This is a genomic window from Legionella lytica, from assembly GCF_023921225.1.
GTDB lineage: Bacteria > Pseudomonadota > Gammaproteobacteria > Legionellales > Legionellaceae > Legionella > Legionella lytica.
On sequence record NZ_CP071527.1, the window covers coordinates 1,380,251 to 1,398,042 of the forward strand.

A 17,792-nucleotide genomic window follows, 5' to 3' on the forward strand; every position below is an offset into this window, starting at 1 on the left:
TAACGAACATCCATTAGGGAGCGTCACCAAGGTTTGCAATGACGTACATCCCGGCGAACACATACTTAATCCAGATTATCACTTCTTTGCGAGAACTACATCTATTATGTGGGTATCATGATAGGGAAAGGTGAATATTTTACTAAAAAGACGCTTAAGTCGCTGAAGTAGGAAGTTTTTAGGCAACATACGAATGGATAAACTATTTAAAAACCAGGTCCCTTCAATACCGAAAAGAGCCAGTTCATCAATGTTATTCAGCGTAATAGGAATTTCCAGGCGTCGATGGTCAATGACTTCAAATTGATGTTCTTTAAAGGCTTGCATTAATTCATCATTGTTGGCTGCAACCGTGGTATTTTTTACGATCGATTTATAATAGTGACCAACGACACTACTTAAAATTGAATCTTGTGAGATAAACTCTGCTAATTGTTGCTGTGCTACAGGAAACGAATCGTAGGTTGTGGTGATCATTGAAAAGTGGCCATTAGCTCGAGTGAGCATTTTAGCTTCATTAAACAAAATATTAATGGGAATATAAGCATTAATAAAATGAGCTAAAATTAAGTCCTGGCTGTGCGCGGGCAAGAATTTACTTGCATGCGCAGCACTGCATTCAATGGTAACTAAAGGCAGTATTTCTTTTGCACGTCGCAACATCTCTGAAGAAACGTCAATGCCAGTAAACTCAGCCAAGGGCATTGCGTGTTGTAGTTTTTTTAAAAATGCACCATCACCAACCCCTAGATCAAGAACTTTATAATGAGGCTTCATCCCCAGATAAAACTTCTGCATCTGCTCTATGGCTACTTGATGACTCTGACTAATTGCTCCGAAGCGATTAGCAGTGGCATAATTCTCAGCGATTTCGTTATACATGGCCTTCAAGGACATGCAAAATTCCAAATTTAAAAATGATTTCGGTAAGTATATCCCTAAATTAGGGAGTTTTGCGACTGCTGTGTGATGAAAAAATTATTGTTATTTTTCTTGTAATTATTTATGAGAGTGGTATAGAGTGTGCGGTTGCTATTGAGTCCATTAATTCATGGTTAGGGTAAATTATGTCCAAGATATTAGTTACTGGTGCCACAGGCTTTGTGGGCAAACGTTTAGTACCAGCGCTTATTTCTGCTGGCCATGAGGTGCGTTGTGCCGTATCCAAAAAAGTGGATTGGTTGAATGCCGAACAGGTTGTTGTTAATAAATTAGAAGATGATCCCGATTGGAGTGATGCACTTGTCGATGTCGACGTAGTAATTCATCTTGCGGCTCGAGTGCATGTAATGAATGAAACCTCTGCATCAGCAATGGATGACTATTGTAAAATTAACAGCATTGCGACAAGAAACCTTGCAAATCAGGCTGCTCAACATAATGTGAAACGTTTTGTTTTTTTGAGCTCCATTAAAGTAAATGGTGAATTCACTTTAAAAAATACTCCATTCACTGAGGAGAGTATTGCTCAACCTGAAGACCCATATGGCCAAAGCAAACTGTATGCAGAACAATATTTACAAGCCATTAGCCAAAATACAGGCTTGGAAGTTGTTATTATTAGACCGCCACTAATTTATGGTCCTGAAGTAAAGGCCAATTTTTTAAAAATGTTACACTTGATACGCAAAGGGCTGCCATTGCCTTTTGGTCGGGTGAAAAACAGTCGCAGTTTGGTTTATATAGAAAATTTGATTTCTGCATTATGTACTGTAGCCACCCATCCTAATGCTGTGAACCAAACTTATTTAGTAGCAGATGATGATTCGTTATCTTTAACCCAAATGATGGGCACTATCGGTAAAGCAATGGGCAAGAGGTCAAGATTAATACCTGTTCCTGTGAGTTTAATGTCGTTTTCATTTGCATTGCTTGGTAAGAAAAATATTAACACGCGTTTATTTGGCTGCTTAGAAGTAAATAACAATAAAATAAAATCGCAATTGAATTGGGTTCCTCCAGTGACTGCTACTGAGGGGTTAAAAGAAACTGTAAAATGGTATCAATGTGAATTCGGCTCTTAGTCTCTTTTTTTTAGCGTGTTCAATAATTTTAACGCGAGTATTTTGTCATGTAGCTCAGGGTACTCGTCTAATGGACAAGCCTAATAATCGCTCCATGCATTCTAAACCTACAGTTAGAGGAGGGGGGATAATCTTTATTGGGTTGTCACTCATATCAATCCCTGTTCTTTGTTATTTGACCCAAACCCCATTTCATGAAGAATTGATTTTTATGCTGAGCATTCTAATGGTTGCTGCGGTGAGTTTTGGCGATGATTTATTTAATTTGTCAGTAAAGCCGCGCTTTTTGGTTCAATGCATTGCTGCATGCCTTGTGGCATGGTTTATGAAACCGGAACAATTGGATTTTGGCTTTTTTACAATTTCCTATTCGTTCCTTATAATTCCCTTGATTTTCGTACTAGTCCTTTGGTCAATTAATCATTTTAATTTTATGGACGGTCTTGATGGCTTTTGTGCCTCTCAAGCTTTATTTTTATGTGTTTCTTATGCCGTTTTGTTTGCACTGCATGGAGCCTCATTTTATCAGGGATTCTGCTTAATTCTAGCTGCAGGATTGGTTGGCTTTTTGATGTTTAACTTCCCACCAGCTAAGTTATTTATGGGCGATGTTGGTAGCGCTACTTTAGGGTTAATCAGTTTCTGTATTGCACTTATTGGACAGCAAAAATTTCAAATTCCAATTTTGTTTTGGTTTATGCTAAATAGCATCTTTCTTTTTGATGCCACATTGACGCTGATCCGTCGCATGATTCGCAAAGAAAAATGGTCAATGCCGCATAGAAAACATGCCTATCAACGATTACGGCAATCAGGTATTACTGTCCCCGTTATCTTATTAGGGCAGTTAGTTTTAAATAGTTCTTTTTTTATTTTAGTTATTCTACTTACTATGGACATCTTTATACCCTTTTATGTTATATTACTCCAGATAGGCCTTGTTGTACTTGTTTATTGTTTAATTGAAAAAATTTTTCCTATGTTTTGTTCTGAGTTTAGCTCTTGAATTTATTGAAAAATTCCAATTTTCTATTTATAAAGTAAGATGGATTAAAGCTTTCCTTAATACTTTGTTAATAATAAAGGTGTACAATAATACCCGTGAATTAAATATTGCTTTGTTTTTAGTTATCTTGTAGTTGCAAAGAACAACCATGGATGTACTATGGAGAAGCGAGCGACTACTTTGTTAGGGAGATTTTGTTATGTTAATTTTGACTCGTCGCATTGGCGAAACACTTATTATCGGTGATGACGTTAATATTACTGTTTTAGGCGTAAAAGGTAACCAAGTTCGTTTGGGTATCAATGCGCCAAAAGATGTATCTGTACACCGCGAAGAAATTTATTTACGTATACAACAAGAAAAACAATCAGACGATTCTGAAACAACAGTATAAATCGATTTCCTCGCAGTCATCCAGTTCCGAGCGCCTAAAAACGCTCGGGACGAACCTTAATTTGTTTCTTCATTCCTTTCTTTGTAGCGTAGTATCTCCTGATGAAAGCAGATGCCTTACACCAAATTCGTCCTCTAATATGAGTTGTCCCATAGAATTAATTCCACAAGCTTTACCGCTCAAAACCCCCTGTGCTTGGGTAATATGAATGTATTTATCAGCCAGGTAATCGAATCGGTTCCATTCATCCATAAAGGCATTTAAGTCGGTTTGGATAAATTTGTTTAGATAGTGCTCTAGATTCTTAATGAGTCCGGCAATTAATAGGTTGCGGTCAAAATAACGCTGGGTCATTTCATAGAGAGAACACCAGGGTTTATCAGGAAGAGGGTGTTTTTCTGTATCGGTATTAACGTTCAAGCCAATGCCAATAATAACTTGGGCATTTCCATTCGATTCAGCCAAAATTTCAATTAAACTACCACATAGTTTTTTATCAGCCCAATAAATATCATTCGGCCATTTAATTTTTACATCGTTTGCTAAGTTAAACTCATTTAAAGTGTTTAGTACCGCAAGGCTGGTGACTAGGCTTAAACCTGAGAGTTTGCTTAGGTCATAGTTCAGATTCCAACGACTAGAGCAATAAATATTTTCGCCAAAAGGAGAGTGCCATTGTCTTCCAAAACGGCCTCTACCTTGGCTTTGAATTTCTGCACAACATAGTTCAAGTTGATCGCTTGGCGCTAAGTCTTTTAAAAAGCGATTCGTGGAGTCAATGGATGTAAATAAATGCATCTTAAACGGATTAGCAAGTTGTTGTGCTTGTAGATGCTCACTAATGAGTTGTTCGTTTAGCAAAATAAGTCGATTCGGAAGCTGATAGCCTTGTTGCGGTATACTCTTGATGGGAATACCGAAGTCAATAAGTTGATTAATTTGCTTCCAAATAGCTGAGCGGGTAACACCTAAGGCTTGCCCTAGGGCTGAACCACTGTGACACGCGCCGTCGCCTAAAATAGACAACAAGGTGTTTTGTGTCGAATTAAACTGCATCATACAACTAAAATCTCAGGGTGGTAGTATCGGGTTGTATCTGAATTATTCCGTGCCTGATTTCTCTAACTGTGGGGTGATAGCATAGGGCAGCACTATAACCTATCTCAGGCATGAATGAACGTAATTGCCAAGTCATATTATTTAAGGGGTCATCTACCAGTTGCTGAGTGGGGATGGAAGTGGGCACGTTAAAATCTTTGGTTGGGTATGCAAGCCCTAATCCACAGGCTTTAATAAATGCTTCCTTTTGCGACCAGATATGAAAGAATACAGCCGGTTTTAGTGAGCGGGGCACTTTACTAAATTCGGCTAGTTCTTGAGCAGAAAATGCATTTTTCGCAATTCCCTCATAGGGGCGAGCAGAATATTTTTCAACATCAATGCCCATGGGGAAGCCTTTTCCCACTGCAAGTAGTGCTAAATCTGCAGTATGACTAAGATTAAATTGCAAGCGCGCAGAGTTGACCACCTTGGGTTTACCATGAAAGTTATATGAGAACTCTAAGCGCTCAGGGCTCGTGTTCAAGTAACGGGCTAAAATAATTCTTAATGTTACTCGGCCAGTAGAGAAACGTCTTTGGTGCTTGCTGAAATAAAAGCGCGCAGCTCGTGCTTGCTCTTCTTCATTTAATATTTGTGCTGCATTAGGTAAGTCCTCGGCTAATGAAAACTGCCAAAGGTCAATTCGGTTTTCATGTAAAATGCAATTATCCGTATCTAAGTCAGCAAACCCTGTAGTAATCATATTTTTGTCGAATCTGGCATCAATTAGTAATTATAGGTTATCATATACCATGACATTTTAATTTACCAAAGAGTATTGAATGAGCCGACAATTTTTGGACTTTGAACAACCAATTGAAGAGTTGAATCAGAAAATTGAAGCACTACGGATGGTAGGTAACGACAATGAGGTTAACTTAAGCGAAGAAATAGCTCGTCTTGAAGTTAAATGTTCTGAATTAACCGCACAAGTTTTTTCTAACTTAGAGCCTTGGCAAATTGCTCAAATGGCTCGCCATCCTTTGCGTCCTCAAACAACAGATTACATTGAGCGTATATTTACTGATTTCCAAGAGTTGCATGGTGATCGTAGCCACTCTGCAGCCCCCGCGATTATTGGTGGTTTAGCGCGTTTAAATGGTGAGCCTGTGATGGTACTCGGACATCAAAAAGGAAAGCGTACTAAAGAAAAAGTATATCGTAACTTTGGTATGGCACGTCCTGAAGAGTACAGAAAAGCATTGCGTTTGATGTATATGGCGGAAAAATTTCAATTACCGGTGATTACTTTCATCGATACCGCAGGTGCTTATCCTGGAATTGGGGCGGAAGAGCGTAATCAGTCTGAAGCAATCGCGCGCAATTTATTTGTAATGTCACGATTAAAGACACCAATTATCTGTATCGTTACTGGTGAAGCAGGTTCGGGCGGTGCTTTAGCTATTGGAGTCGGTGATAAGGTCCTTATGCTGCAATTTGGTATCTACTCGGTTATTTCTCCAGAAGGCTGTGCATCCATTCTTTGGAAAGATGCGGCAAAAGCCCCTGATGCTGCTCGGGCAATGCGCATTACTGCAGATAAAATCAATGAAAATCTATTGGTTGATGGAGTTGTTCCTGAGCCATTAGGTGGCGCTCATCGCAATGTAGATGAAATGTCCGCAAGCCTAAAAGAAATCTTGGTAACTGAGTTACAAGCATTAAAGAAAATGCCTATAGATAAACTTATTGAAAAAAGGTATCAAAAATTTATGGCTATGGGAGCTGTGAGTTAAAAGAATATTGACCTTTAAAGCTCTTCTTGTCATTGCGAGCGCAGCAATTCATAATTGATGCCTCGTTAGTACTTAGTACTGGATTGCTGCGCTCGCAATGGCAAACATACGAACCTCATACGCTATAGACCAATCTAATATTATTTAACGGTAGTTCAATGAATCGTCCCCTAACTCAATTATTAAATGCTGATTGGCTTGTTCGTCTTGAGCAATTTGACAAATTAGTTATAGGCTTCAGTGGCGGGCTTGATTCAACTGTACTGTTACACGCACTTGCTACACATTCTTTTCTACACGCGAAATTACTTGCGGTACACATTAATCATGGAATAAGCCCTAATGCCATATCTTGGCAACAGCACTGTGAACAATTCTGTCGCTATTTAGGTATTAATTTTGTTACTGAGGCAGTTCAATTTGATCGTAGCGCAAATATTGAGGAAGGAGCACGAGTAGCTCGATATGCGGTATTTTCTGCGTTATTAACAGAAAAGGATTGCTTGGTTTTAGGCCATCATCAAGATGATCAAGCGGAAACAGTGCTTTTGCAATTACTCCGTGGTGCAGGAGTTGACGGTTTGGCTGCAATGACTGAATTAGGCACTTTGGGACGTGGAGCAATAGCCAGACCCTGCTTAAATACTTCCCGAGCTCAATTGGAGCAGTATGCCAGGTCGCAACAATTGTCTTGGATTGACGATGAAAGCAATCAGGACATTAGTTATTCGCGTAATTATTTACGCCAACAAATTCTGCCCGTACTCGCAGAAAAATGGCCGGGAGCTGTGGGCACTATTGCACGCACCGCTTTGCATTGTCAGCAGGCTAAAAGTAACTTAGATGCATTGGCCTTACAGGATTGCCCTGAACTTTCTGTTGCAAGTAACTCCTTATGCATCACACCACTTATCCAATTAGATTTTGCACGTATTGCTAATGTTCTCAGAACATGGCTAAAGAAAAGACAAATACAAGCACCCTCGACTGTTTTATTGCATCGAATGATTGATGAGCTTATTTTTGCGCGAATTGATGCGGTACCGCAAGTTACTTGGGATGAGGTGGTGGTGCGCCGTTATCAGCAGCATCTCTATCTTGATAAAAAAAATACAAGAATTTTGCCAAATTACAGCGAGTGGGTGGGGTTTCCCTCTCCATTAATGTTAGGAGTAGGGGGGCTTTGTGTGAGCGCAGAGCCAGCCAAACAAGGCTTAGTGGTACCTCCGAAAGCTAAAATAGCAATTCGTTTTCGACAAGGAGGGGAAACATTCTTTTTACATGGCCAAACCAAGCAATTAAAAAAACTATTTCAGGAGTGGCAAATACCGCCGTGGCAACGTGGGCGTATTCCTTTACTTTATATCAATGATGAGCTCGCCGCTATAGTTAATTATGCCATCAGTGATGTCTTTTTTAATCATAATGCCTCTCTTGCTTGGTCTTTAAAAATACAGCAGACTGAAGATGACCATTATGATTGACCCTTATACATCTGAGTGATATATTTTTTATTACGCTTAGAGTAGGTGAGGCCGTAGCGCTGTAACGGGCCGAGCCAATCCGCAGTTTACTCAAGAGCTCGAATGTCAATGGACCTGGTATTTATAATCTCTGAGGCTTAATAAAATGAATGATTCATTGATTACAGCAATTTTGTTACAAGCAGAAAATCCCTGGGCAAAACCTGAAGACTTTCCAGACCTCAACGCCAGTTTAAAAAGTAATTGTTATAACAGGTATTTTGCTTACATCATTTATTTCAGTGGGACATTAAATGGGGGCTTGGAAGACGATTATAAAAATATTAGCCGCTTTATTACCTTAAACGCTCAAGAAGTAATTACCCATTTTGATACCGATGCCTTATTGAAACATGCTCAGGTCTTACTGGCTGAAGCGAATAGTAACGTAGATAAAAAGTTAGCCTATAAAGTGGGCATTTGCTTGGCCTTAGTCGCTGTATACGCTGATGATGTATCAATAAAAAAAGCAGCTTATGAGCAATTAACACTGTTATTTAATGAAAAGGGTTTATTAGCTGATCCTCTGTCATTTGAACATTGTAATAGATTTTTAACCCCTCCTGCAGTAGATAAAAAATTTAACTCAACCCGAGTAATTATTTGGGCTTGGGAAGTTAGTGGGAAAAATATGGCTGCTACTTTCGAGTCGGAGCGGCAACAGTTAATACAGACAGAATTTGCGAACCAGCCGATAAAGAAAGCCTTATTTTTGCTTGGATTGTCTGATTTTGACTTATTGAATAAAGATAAAATACAGGCCGCATACGATGGATGTAATAAAAGATTACAAGAACTTTGTGATGTATCTTTTGAAGAGGTAGCGACTCACCCTTTATTAAAGTCCTTTAATGATGCGCAAAATCTGCTTCTCTATTATCAGCGTTTTATTGGTTTTAATTATAAGAATAGATTGAAGTCATTAGAAAACTTATTACATCAGGTTAGCAATTCAGAGATAACACAGGAGGGCATTTTTACAAGTTTATATGAAGCAATCAATGAGTTTGACACTGAGCTCAACGAAATGCTGCCTATCGTGAAGATAGAACCACCATATATTACAGAAGAAACGATCGCAGTGCATCTGGGTGGATATGTGGGAGACAGCAAACAATATAAAGCCCAAGAAAAATTACATACAGTGATTGGAAAATTTTGGGAAGATATTTGTGTAAAAGTGGTCCCTTTGCTTATTGCGGCAAATGAGTTGTTAGCGAACCATGAAAATATATCGGTACGCATCGGTCCGCTAATCGAATTCGCTACGAAGGCAGAAAAGATTAATGGGCTCATTACCCAAATTAAAGAGCTACAACTTAAGCGATTTAAAGGCATCTCTATAGCGAATAATGCAGCTCAACAGTGGGAAGAGCTTGGCAGTGCTATGAGACAAGTCAAGGAGCAAATTGATTATTATAAAGCATGGGTACGAATAAATATTCGTGACCTTATTCATCTTAATGAATGCTTAGTTCTAAATGAGATGGCGCGGACTAAGGATACAGATGCACTTCATCTAATCAGTGAGCAGAGCTCATTAAATAAGCATATTGGCGGTAAATTAGAGTGGTTGCGGCAATTAAATGGTATTGCCAAAATCATTGTGGAGAGTGAATTAAAAAATCAAACATTTGGAGCTACTAACTACGAGTCTATAGAGAGTATGCGACGAAATCTTGAAGCCCACCGAACCAAATTAGTGCTTTTTAAACAACAAGGATCTGGAAAATTAAATGAGCTGCTTCAACAGGAGATCTGTATTCTTTTACAGCAATACAAGGAGGCTGGCAAACGATTAGAGCAGTGTTCTCAAGAGAGAAATAGCACGAGTTTTTCTTGGGAAAAAAAATGGAGTGATTTTTTAAAGCAGCAGAAAACACTGGATAATGTTTTTACTATACTGAATAAAAAAATTCCTCCAGACTATGATACAGCGGAGTACATTACTCAAAGTACAGCCAAGTGTATTTTAAAGTTAAGACAACAAAAAACAGGTTTTGAGCAAAAAATCGCTGAAGTTAAAAAGAAAATTGAGGAAAGTGCTATTGATACGTTCCATTATTTGCTATTAAAAGAACGCATTGAGCAAGAAGCCAAATCATTTGTAACAAGAGATAATGAGGCTTTAACTCAATTTTTGCAAAAAATAGACCAAATTAGCAGTGATGATAGTGGGCAGCGCTATGCTTCATTAGTGCAGCTTATTAAAACAGAGCAGAATTATTTAGGACAGTCGCGTGAGTTTAACTGTCTTGGATTGTATTGTTCTTCACGTTCACATGCTCCATTTACACCCATTTTGCATGAGTTTGAAAAGTTGGTATCAGTTATTGGCAAAAAGGATTGGACTGATAGCTCATTAAGCTTAGATGCCATGAAATACACGCTTTTAAAAAATCAGATTGAAAAAGAAAGTGCTAGCTATTTAGAGCAGGGAACACATCATCAGGATCGCAAAGAGTCAATTACACGTCTCCAACAGCAGATTGCACAATTAAATCAGCAAGAAGGATCTAAAGGAGAACGTTTCCAGGCTTTATACGAGTGTTTAAAAAGTGAAATGGTGGCAACGACGAACTCTCATTTACGAATAGGATTTTTCCCTAGCTGGCATTTGTGTCGTTTGCAAAAGGTGTATGGTGCTATTTTACAAAATGCAGAAAACATCAGGCACTTAGGTTCTGACGCAGTGGAGGCACCCATATTCATTGCTCAAATGCAGGGGATAGATGCACTGTAGCTCGAGTGTTCGCAACTACTGTAGTGAGGCTTTACACGTTGATATTTCGTCCACTTGTATGTTGGGCCATGAGGGCCAACATACAACCTATAAATATAATTCTTGACGGTGGAGTGTCCGCAGAAATATGTATAAGATACTGCTAGCAATCAGGTCGGTAAAAATCAAGTAGCGCCGCAGTCGGCTTTGACCTCAACATTCCGGTAAATTAACAGCCAAACCACCCATAGATGTTTCTTTATAGATGCTTTGCATATCCATTCCAGTTTGCTTCATCGTTTTTATTACTTTATCTAGAGAGATATGATGTTGCCCATCTCCAATCAAAGCCATACGTGTGGCATTAACCGCTTTTACTGAACCCATAGCATTACGCTCAATACAAGGTATTTGCACTAGTCCTAAAACTGGATCACAGGTCATGCCCAAATGATGTTCCATGGCAATTTCCGCCGCATTTTCAACTTGAGCTACGGTTCCACCTAGCACAGCAGTAAGTCCTGCAGCTGCCATCGAAGAGGCAACTCCTACTTCACCCTGGCAACCAACTTCTGCACCCGAAATTGAAGCGCCTTTCTTATACAATATGCCAATGGCTGCTGCGGTAAGGAAATAAGTATAGACATCTTCATTACTCATGCGATCATGTGCTTGTTGGCAATACTTTAATACAGCAGGAATAATGCCGGCCGCACCATTAGTTGGGGCGGTAACAATACGTCCACCGGCGGCATTTTCTTCATTAACTGCCATTGCATATAAATTAAGCTGGTTCATGATATCCGAATTTTCGAATACACTCTTAACTCCTTGTTGCTCCATTAATTTTTTATAAAGCCCTGGAGCGCGTCTTTTTAAGTTGAGGCCACCGGGTAGAATGCCATCATGCTGACACCCATTTGCAATACACTCATCCATTACCTTGGCAATAGCTAAAATTCCTCGGTGAATTTCGTCAGTACTACGCCAAGTTAGTTCATTTTGGAGCATGAGTTCAGCAATGCTTAACTTATTGTCATTACATAAGTTTAATAATTCAGTGGCCGTAGAAAAAGGGTAGGGAGGTGGATTTGCATCTTCTGTTGCTTTATGAAAATCTTCCTCAGTAGTAATAAACCCGCCACCAATTGAATAATAAACTTGAGCAATTGATAAATTATTTTGAGCATCAAAAGCAGAAAAACGTAAACCATTGGTATGCAGGGGTAAAAGTTCTTTTTGCAGAAATAGAAAATCAGTTTGCTCATTAAATGGAATTTTTTTCTTGTCTGCCAGATTCAGTGTATGAGTGCTAAGAATTTCATGCATACGTGGCACCATGGACTCAGGTACTACGGTTTCTGGAGCTTTATTTTCTAAACCATTTAAAATGGCTTTATCGGTGCCATGTCCTTTTCCAGTTAAGGCAAGCGAGCCATAGAGCTCGATTTTAACTCTTTGAATAGTATTGATTAATTCCTTTTCTTCCAGTAAAGCTAAAAACGCATTCGCAGCAAGCATAGGACCTACCGTATGCGAACTTGAGGGGCCAATGCCAATAGAAAATAAATCAAATACACTAATGTTCATGAGTTTTCTACTCTTGTTTTAATTAGAGGCAAGTGTAGAAGGATCTTATCTCTTTGTCTATTTCTAATTAAATTATATATTACTGGTAATTTAATGTGTTTTTAGGCAGAATAAACGAGGATTTTTTCAAGGTTTTATATCTTTTCAATTAGTGGAAAAGATATGTACTATAAGCAAAAGACTACAAGGGGATTCTTTATGAAGATGAGATTGGTCACTGCAGCCGTTTTAGGGCTTGCAATGTCTACTGCAATGGCTGCTGATGCATTAGTTACAGACAAAGACAAATTGTCTTACAGTATTGGTGCAGATTTAGGGAAAAATTTTAAAGGTCAAGGCATCGATATCAATACTGAAGCATTAGCCAAAGGAATGCAAGATGGAATGTCTGGCGCTCAATTGATTTTAACTGAACAACAAATGAAAGATGTTTTAAACAAATTTCAAAAAGATTTAATGGCTAAGCGTAGCGCAGAATTTAATAAAAAAGCTGAAGAAAACAAATCTAAAGGCGAAGCGTTTTTAAGTTCTAATAAAGCAAAAACTGGTGTAGTAGTATTACCAAGCGGCTTGCAATATAAAATTCTTGAAGCCGGTACTGGTGCTAAGCCAGGAAAAGCAGATACTGTAACTGTTGATTACACTGGTACTTTGATCGACGGTACTGTATTTGATAGCACTCAAAAGACTGGTAAACCAGCTACATTCCAAGTATCACAAGTTATTCCAGGCTGGACTGAAGCATTACAATTAATGCCTGCTGGTTCTACTTGGGAAGTTTTTGTTCCTGCTGATCTAGCTTACGGTCCACGTAGTGTTGGTGGTCCTATTGGTCCTAATGAGACTTTGATTTTCAAAATTCATTTGATCTCTGTTAAAAAAGCAGAAGCTTAATATCCTTGTCTACCCTGGACTTTCTGCCCAGGGTGAGCCCTCTCTTCTTATTTATGCTTCAAGTGATTTGAATAATGAACATGCGCCTGTTGATCATTTTCATTCTAGGTTTTTCTTCTGGTTTGCCCATGGCATTAATCAGCAGTACTTTGCAAGCCTGGTATGCATCCGATGGGATGTCGGTGTTTGTCACTGGAACATTAAGCTTAATTAGTTTGCCCTACGCATATCGCATTTTTTGGGGCCCGATTTTAGATCGGTATTCTCTATTTTCCATAGGAAAAAGAAGAAGCTGGATCCTAACCATGCAATGTTTCTTGCTGGTGGGATTTAATCTAATGGCTTGGTTTACTCCAGAGCAGTACCCAAAGCTTTTAGCTGTTTTAGCGTTTATTCTCGCGTGTTTTTCGGCAACACAAGACGTTGCAATTGATGCCCATAGAGCTGAATATTTGCCCGTGTCCGAACATGCCTTAGGGGCATCTTTAGCGGTGTTTGGTTATCGGCTAGCCTTATTAATTTCTGGTGGTTTGGCCTTGGTTATGGCGCAAAAATTAGGGTGGGCTTTCACGTACCGCTTTATGGGATTATTGATGAGCATTGGTATGTTGGCTGTATTATTCAGTAAGGAGCCCAGTACTACACCGAAAGAGAAAATTCCTTTTACACAATCGTTTATTGCCCCCGTTAAAGAATTACTAACTCGTCCCGGCATCATTTATCTTTTATGTTTCGTTTTTTGTTACAAGTTGGGTGAAGCGTTTACCACAACGACTAGTGGTATTGTTATGCCGTTTTTGATTCAGGGCTTAGGGTTTTCTTTAGATACTATTGGTTATATTAATAAGATGTTAGGGGTTGGTTCCATTTTATTAGGTGGCTTACTTGCAGGCCTTATATTAACCCGCTGCTCTTTGTATCGTTCTTTATTTGTTTTTGGTTTATTACAAGCTTTGACCAATGTTTTGTTTGTAGTTTTAGCGATGGTTGGTAAAAACGTAGTGCTATTATCAGTAGCGGTCTTTTTTGATAATTTTGCTGCAGGCATGGGATCTACTGCATTAGTTGCTTTATTTATGCGATTAGTGAATAAGCAATATACGGGAACACAATTTTCTATATTGGTAGCTTTATCAACAATTCCCCGTATTATTTCAGGCCCAGTGGCTGCATCGATTCAAATGGCCATTGGCTGGATAGGGCTTTATCAGCTTTCTATTGCTTTCGCTTTAGCATTCATTCCATTTCTCGTGTTGATTAAAGGTCAAACCGAAGAACAACAAAAGCAAGAGGATGGCCTCTTCGAATTAAATCCAACGCGTTAGTTCGAGACGTAGTCTGGTTGCAAGCAACCAGGTTACTTCTAAAGTAGGTTGGCGCTGAGCATCGCGAAGACCAACATGGGTGAGATTCCAACCCCTATCATCGAGCTTTGCGATGCTCAGTACCATCTACAATCATATAAAAGTCCTTGCGATTAAACGGTCTTAAACCATCCATCATATGAAACCGAGTTTTTTAATTCATTAATACGAATTTTAGTTTTTTCAAGAACGCATGCTTTAAAAACCAGACGTGCGCGCACTGCATCTTGTGCAGCGCGAGACATATAACGGCAATCAGTTTCTTTAAATTTAATCCATAGTAATTCTGATTGCTCAAGGCCCTTATTATCACCAAAACTTAATACAAGCCATTTAGCTTTCCGTCATAAAAAGCCAACTGTTTATCAAGACATTGTTCAAAAAGACCTAGATGATGGAAACTCGGCAATTACTTTTATACATGTACTCACCGTCATGTAGCTGAACGTTAAATGCAATGAAACCAATTAAGAGACTGTGTTTGAAGAATTTCATATATGTTCCTTTTTTCCATTAAGTGTTAGTTTGCTCCACCAGCAAATAAAATGCTGATAGTTCCATGATTCCCAATTCCATAGTTGGGAAGGGGCATAGGCTATCAATACGTTTAAAAAAATCAATAGACCTTCAGTGTATTTTGAAAGGAAAGGAATCAATGTAGTAAATATTTAACATTGTGTTCTTATTTTGCATATAACATCTTAATAATACAGCACTTTATAAAAAAAATATCCGCCTAGTTCCTTGCATACTCATAATTCGTAAACCATATTAAATCCAAGTGTTATTCATTTTAGATCATTTTATAAAACCTGGGTTCGCCGCAAATCTGGATGCAGTTGGTCACTATAAGCGTTTTGCACCTTATTCAGTGAGCTCGTATTCCCTATAATTAAGGACGACAATTATGAAGCAGAAAAAGATTTCGCATATCGTAATGATGGGAGACAGTTTAAGCGACCGGGGAACAGCAGACAAAGCGGAGATATTAGGTTGTATTCCTATGGCATGGTTTGCTGGTTTGAGAGGAACATCTCCCAAGGGACGGTTTACCAATGGTTACGTTTGGGCAGATGTAATTAGTGCATTTTTTGCTAATGATTTTTTAATTAAAGATCTTAAAGAAAAGTATGGTTATAGCAATGATGATCTTTCTGATGCAATTATTGCCAAAGAAAAGGGTGTAATCGATAGCCTTCGTTATGATTACAATCTGGATAATGATCTTTATGTAACATTTGAAGGGCGTGATTTTATTCGTTCATATGATGAGGGAGGTCTAAGCGCCTATAACTATGCTTGGCAACCAAGCAGCAGTATTACCCGTTTTTTCAGCCGTATCATTTTATCCACTTTAGAGAAAAAGCGTGAAAAGCTTTTAGCCTATGATGAAGAACATCAGGTAACTGAACAGCAAAAAGAACAAACTTTAATTATTGAGTGGTCTGGAGCGAATGACTTAATCACCGTGAATGCGGAGCCTTCAATTGCGGAAGTAGATAGGGCAATTAAAGAGCGCGTCAAAAATGTTGAAGTCCTTTTGCAAAAGGGATATCGCAACTTTGTATTATTTAACTTACCGGATCTCTCATTAACACCCCGTTTTCAAAATAAGACAGGTAGCTCAGGCGAAAAGGCCCGTGATAATGCACATCAATGTGTTGATTATTTCAATCAGGAACTTGTTAAAGCCTGTGAAAAACTTAAGACCATGTTCCCTCATTGTTATTTTGATGTTTTTGATATCAATAGCGTTTTTGTTAAGGCCTATAATAATCCGGAAGAATATGGCATAGACCCTACCAAGTTAAAACAGCCCTTTACAACTTCGCCAGATTTTAGGATTTTACCTAATAAAACAGCCCCAGCTAAAGGGTATGCATTTTGGGATGACATTCACCCAACCGCGGATGTGCATGCATTATTAGGCAATGAATTTTATAAAAAATATAATCCACAATTTGCCTTTAGCGAACCAGAGAGTAAGAGAGTTAACGAGCCCATGGATATTTCTTCTTCTCAATTACAAAAAGCCTTTTGTACCCGTTATGCAGATAAATTAGCAAAATCGCACTCAGGTTTTTTTGGGCATAAAAAAGCAAGCTTCTCATATCAAAGTGCAACACTTGATGAGATTTTGCAGCAAGCCTTTACTAAGGGAGGAAGCGATGTTCGCGAAGTGCTTTCTGAATTGCGGTGGATTAATAAGGAAGGGAACTTGAGTTTAAAGATTCCAGCCCTGGAAAAAGCGATGGCCAAACTGCAGGATCCAGAATTTGATGCAATTTTGGTAAACATCTAAGAAAAGCGTGGCCCGTATTAAGACTTTGTCTAATACGGGCTACAAGTCTGGGACTCCACTTCAACTTACATTCAGTGTATAATGGCGCCAATTTATTTTCAGGTTGCACCATGAATAAGCAGGACTTCTACTTTGATTTACCACCAGAGCTTATTGCTCAATATCCCTTAGCTAATCGCAGTGATTCTCGGCTATTAACATATAGCCGTCAAAGTGGTGAGTACGGTCATCACCAATTTAAAGCGATTGCTGATTTTCTTAAGCCTGGTGATCTTTTAGTAATGAATAACTCCAAAGTTATTCCGGCACGTCTTTATGGGCAGAAAGCGACGGGCGGTAAAGTTGAGTTACTGGTCGAACGGATTACTGGTGAATTTACCTTTCTTGCTCATATTAAAGCCAGTAAAGCCCTAAAGCCTGGCGCTGTAATTTATTTGGACCAAGAACGTCAGCTTGAAGTAATCGATCGAAATGATGATTTATTTGTTTGTAAAGCCAATATGGATGTATTGGCGTTATTACACGGAGTAGGACATATTCCTCTACCCCCGTACATTACGCGCAGCGATGAGGTCTTAGACGAGGATCGCTATCAAACTATATACGCCCAGTTTGAGGGGTCCGTTGCAGCACCTACAGCAGGATTGCATTTTGATGAGGCAGTCATAAGTAGTTTGCAGGCTCGTGGTGTGCAGGTCGCTTATGTTACCTTGCATGTTGGGGCGGGCACTTTTAGGCCTGTGCGTTGTGATGATATTAAAGAACATAAAATGCATAGCGAGCATTTTACAATTACTCCCGAACTTTGTGCGGCAGTGGAGGCGACTAAAGCTGCAGGCAATCGTGTGATTGCAGTTGGCACCACGGCATTGCGTAGTTTAGAAAGTGCGGCACAACATGGGACACTTGCTCCGTGCAGTAGAGATACCGATATTTTCATTTATCCAGGATATGAGTTTAAGGTGTGCGATGGTTTAATGACCAATTTTCACTTACCTGAATCTACTTTATTAATGTTAGTTTCTGCATTTATCGGTCATAAAGAAGCAATGGCCCTTTATCAAGAGGCAATTGCAAATGGTTATCGATTTTTTAGTTATGGTGATACCAGTTTATTGCTCTAAAGGGAGATAGTG

At 39.0% G+C, this 17,792-nt stretch carries 15 protein-coding genes; 10 read left to right on the forward strand and 5 right to left on the reverse strand.

Annotation, left to right across the window (positions count from 1 at the left end; translation table 11 throughout):
• Positions 1-78 precede the first annotated feature (78 nt).
• Positions 79-897 carry a class I SAM-dependent methyltransferase gene (locus J2N86_RS06185; RefSeq protein ID WP_252581847.1) on the reverse strand — a complete coding sequence of 273 codons (819 nt, stop codon included), beginning with the start codon at positions 895-897 and terminating at the stop codon, positions 79-81.
• Positions 898-1,067: 170 nt separating this feature from the next.
• On the opposite strand from J2N86_RS06185, the gene J2N86_RS06190 reads away from it, so the two are divergent.
• The 3 genes from J2N86_RS06190 (at position 1,068) to csrA (ending at position 3,424) form a co-directional block, all read left to right on the forward strand.
• On the forward strand, positions 1,068-2,024 hold the full coding sequence (locus J2N86_RS06190) for a UDP-glucose 4-epimerase family protein (RefSeq protein WP_252581850.1): 957 nt from the start codon (positions 1,068-1,070) through the stop codon (positions 2,022-2,024).
• Complete coding sequence (locus J2N86_RS06195; RefSeq protein WP_252581852.1) at positions 2,008-3,030, forward strand: MraY family glycosyltransferase; 1,023 nt, start codon at positions 2,008-2,010, stop codon at positions 3,028-3,030. The genes J2N86_RS06190 and J2N86_RS06195 overlap by 17 nt, the downstream gene beginning before the upstream one ends.
• Before the next feature lie 199 nt (positions 3,031-3,229).
• The gene (csrA, locus tag J2N86_RS06200) at positions 3,230-3,424 is read left to right on the forward strand and encodes a carbon storage regulator CsrA (protein WP_006869248.1); all 195 of its coding nucleotides are present in this window, start codon (positions 3,230-3,232) and stop codon (positions 3,422-3,424) included.
• A gap of 69 nt (positions 3,425-3,493) precedes the next feature.
• Here the strand turns inward: csrA and J2N86_RS06205 are convergent, their stop codons facing one another.
• Positions 3,494-4,483 carry a biotin--[acetyl-CoA-carboxylase] ligase gene (locus tag J2N86_RS06205; protein ID WP_252581854.1) on the reverse strand — a complete coding sequence of 330 codons (990 nt, stop codon included), beginning with the start codon at positions 4,481-4,483 and terminating at the stop codon, positions 3,494-3,496.
• Between the two features lie 4 nt (positions 4,484-4,487).
• Entirely contained in the window at positions 4,488-5,228 is a 741-nt protein-coding gene (locus J2N86_RS06210; RefSeq protein WP_252581856.1) for a 4'-phosphopantetheinyl transferase family protein, read from the reverse strand.
• Positions 5,229-5,307: 79 nt separating this feature from the next.
• Between J2N86_RS06210 and J2N86_RS06215 the strand changes: the two genes are divergently transcribed.
• The 3 genes from J2N86_RS06215 to J2N86_RS06225 all read left to right on the forward strand — a co-directional run bounded on the left by J2N86_RS06215 (position 5,308) and on the right by J2N86_RS06225 (position 10,527).
• Positions 5,308-6,261, forward strand: a complete 954-nt coding sequence (locus J2N86_RS06215; protein ID WP_252581858.1) for an acetyl-CoA carboxylase carboxyltransferase subunit alpha — start codon at positions 5,308-5,310, stop codon at positions 6,259-6,261.
• 158 nt (positions 6,262-6,419) lie between these two features.
• Positions 6,420-7,745, forward strand: coding sequence for a tRNA lysidine(34) synthetase TilS (gene tilS / locus J2N86_RS06220; protein ID WP_252581860.1), 1,326 nt, complete (start codon positions 6,420-6,422; stop codon positions 7,743-7,745).
• Between the two features lie 145 nt (positions 7,746-7,890).
• Complete coding sequence (locus tag J2N86_RS06225; protein WP_252581862.1) at positions 7,891-10,527, forward strand: hypothetical protein; 2,637 nt, start codon at positions 7,891-7,893, stop codon at positions 10,525-10,527.
• Positions 10,528-10,719: 192 nt separating this feature from the next.
• Here J2N86_RS06225 and J2N86_RS06230 read toward each other — a convergent pair whose 3' ends face one another.
• Entirely contained in the window at positions 10,720-12,096 is a 1,377-nt protein-coding gene (locus J2N86_RS06230) for an L-serine ammonia-lyase (protein ID WP_252581864.1), read from the reverse strand.
• Positions 12,097-12,294: 198 nt separating this feature from the next.
• On the opposite strand from J2N86_RS06230, the gene J2N86_RS06235 reads away from it, so the two are divergent.
• Both J2N86_RS06235 and J2N86_RS06240 read left to right on the forward strand, forming a co-directional pair.
• Complete coding sequence (locus tag J2N86_RS06235) at positions 12,295-12,990, forward strand: FKBP-type peptidyl-prolyl cis-trans isomerase N-terminal domain-containing protein (protein ID WP_252582383.1); 696 nt, start codon at positions 12,295-12,297, stop codon at positions 12,988-12,990.
• A gap of 74 nt (positions 12,991-13,064) precedes the next feature.
• Positions 13,065-14,315: an AmpG family muropeptide MFS transporter gene (locus J2N86_RS06240; RefSeq protein WP_252581867.1), complete on the forward strand. Its 1,251-nt coding sequence runs from the start codon at positions 13,065-13,067 to the stop codon at positions 14,313-14,315.
• A 152-nt stretch (positions 14,316-14,467) separates the two neighbouring features.
• Here J2N86_RS06240 and J2N86_RS16220 read toward each other — a convergent pair whose 3' ends face one another.
• Positions 14,468-14,629, reverse strand: coding sequence for a hypothetical protein (locus J2N86_RS16220; protein WP_407658985.1), 162 nt, complete (start codon positions 14,627-14,629; stop codon positions 14,468-14,470).
• A 632-nt stretch (positions 14,630-15,261) separates the two neighbouring features.
• Here J2N86_RS16220 and J2N86_RS06245 point away from each other — a divergent pair.
• Entirely contained in the window at positions 15,262-16,656 is a 1,395-nt protein-coding gene (locus J2N86_RS06245) for an SGNH/GDSL hydrolase family protein (protein WP_252581869.1), read from the forward strand.
• A gap of 110 nt (positions 16,657-16,766) precedes the next feature.
• The gene (gene queA / locus J2N86_RS06250) at positions 16,767-17,780 is read left to right on the forward strand and encodes a tRNA preQ1(34) S-adenosylmethionine ribosyltransferase-isomerase QueA (protein ID WP_252581872.1); all 1,014 of its coding nucleotides are present in this window, start codon (positions 16,767-16,769) and stop codon (positions 17,778-17,780) included.
• Positions 17,781-17,792 lie beyond the last annotated feature (12 nt).

Bases quoted from the DNA above. Each gene is read 5' to 3' on its own strand.
- J2N86_RS06185 (WP_252581847.1), bottom strand. From the start codon at position 897: ATGTCCTTGAAGGCCATGTATAACGAAATCGCTGAGAATTATGCCACT.
- J2N86_RS06190 (WP_252581850.1), top strand. From the start codon at position 1,068: ATGTCCAAGATATTAGTTACTGGTGCCACAGGCTTTGTGGGCAAACGT.
- csrA (WP_006869248.1), top strand. From the start codon at position 3,230: ATGTTAATTTTGACTCGTCGCATTGGCGAAACACTTATTATCGGTGAT.
- J2N86_RS06205 (WP_252581854.1), bottom strand. From the start codon at position 4,483: ATGATGCAGTTTAATTCGACACAAAACACCTTGTTGTCTATTTTAGGC.
- J2N86_RS06210 (WP_252581856.1), bottom strand. From the start codon at position 5,228: ATGATTACTACAGGGTTTGCTGACTTAGATACGGATAATTGCATTTTA.
- J2N86_RS06215 (WP_252581858.1), top strand. From the start codon at position 5,308: ATGAGCCGACAATTTTTGGACTTTGAACAACCAATTGAAGAGTTGAAT.
- tilS (WP_252581860.1), top strand. From the start codon at position 6,420: ATGAATCGTCCCCTAACTCAATTATTAAATGCTGATTGGCTTGTTCGT.
- J2N86_RS06225 (WP_252581862.1), top strand. From the start codon at position 7,891: ATGAATGATTCATTGATTACAGCAATTTTGTTACAAGCAGAAAATCCC.
- J2N86_RS06230 (WP_252581864.1), bottom strand. From the start codon at position 12,096: ATGAACATTAGTGTATTTGATTTATTTTCTATTGGCATTGGCCCCTCA.
- J2N86_RS06235 (WP_252582383.1), top strand. From the start codon at position 12,295: ATGAAGATGAGATTGGTCACTGCAGCCGTTTTAGGGCTTGCAATGTCT.
- J2N86_RS06240 (WP_252581867.1), top strand. From the start codon at position 13,065: ATGAACATGCGCCTGTTGATCATTTTCATTCTAGGTTTTTCTTCTGGT.
- J2N86_RS06245 (WP_252581869.1), top strand. From the start codon at position 15,262: ATGAAGCAGAAAAAGATTTCGCATATCGTAATGATGGGAGACAGTTTA.
- queA (WP_252581872.1), top strand. From the start codon at position 16,767: ATGAATAAGCAGGACTTCTACTTTGATTTACCACCAGAGCTTATTGCT.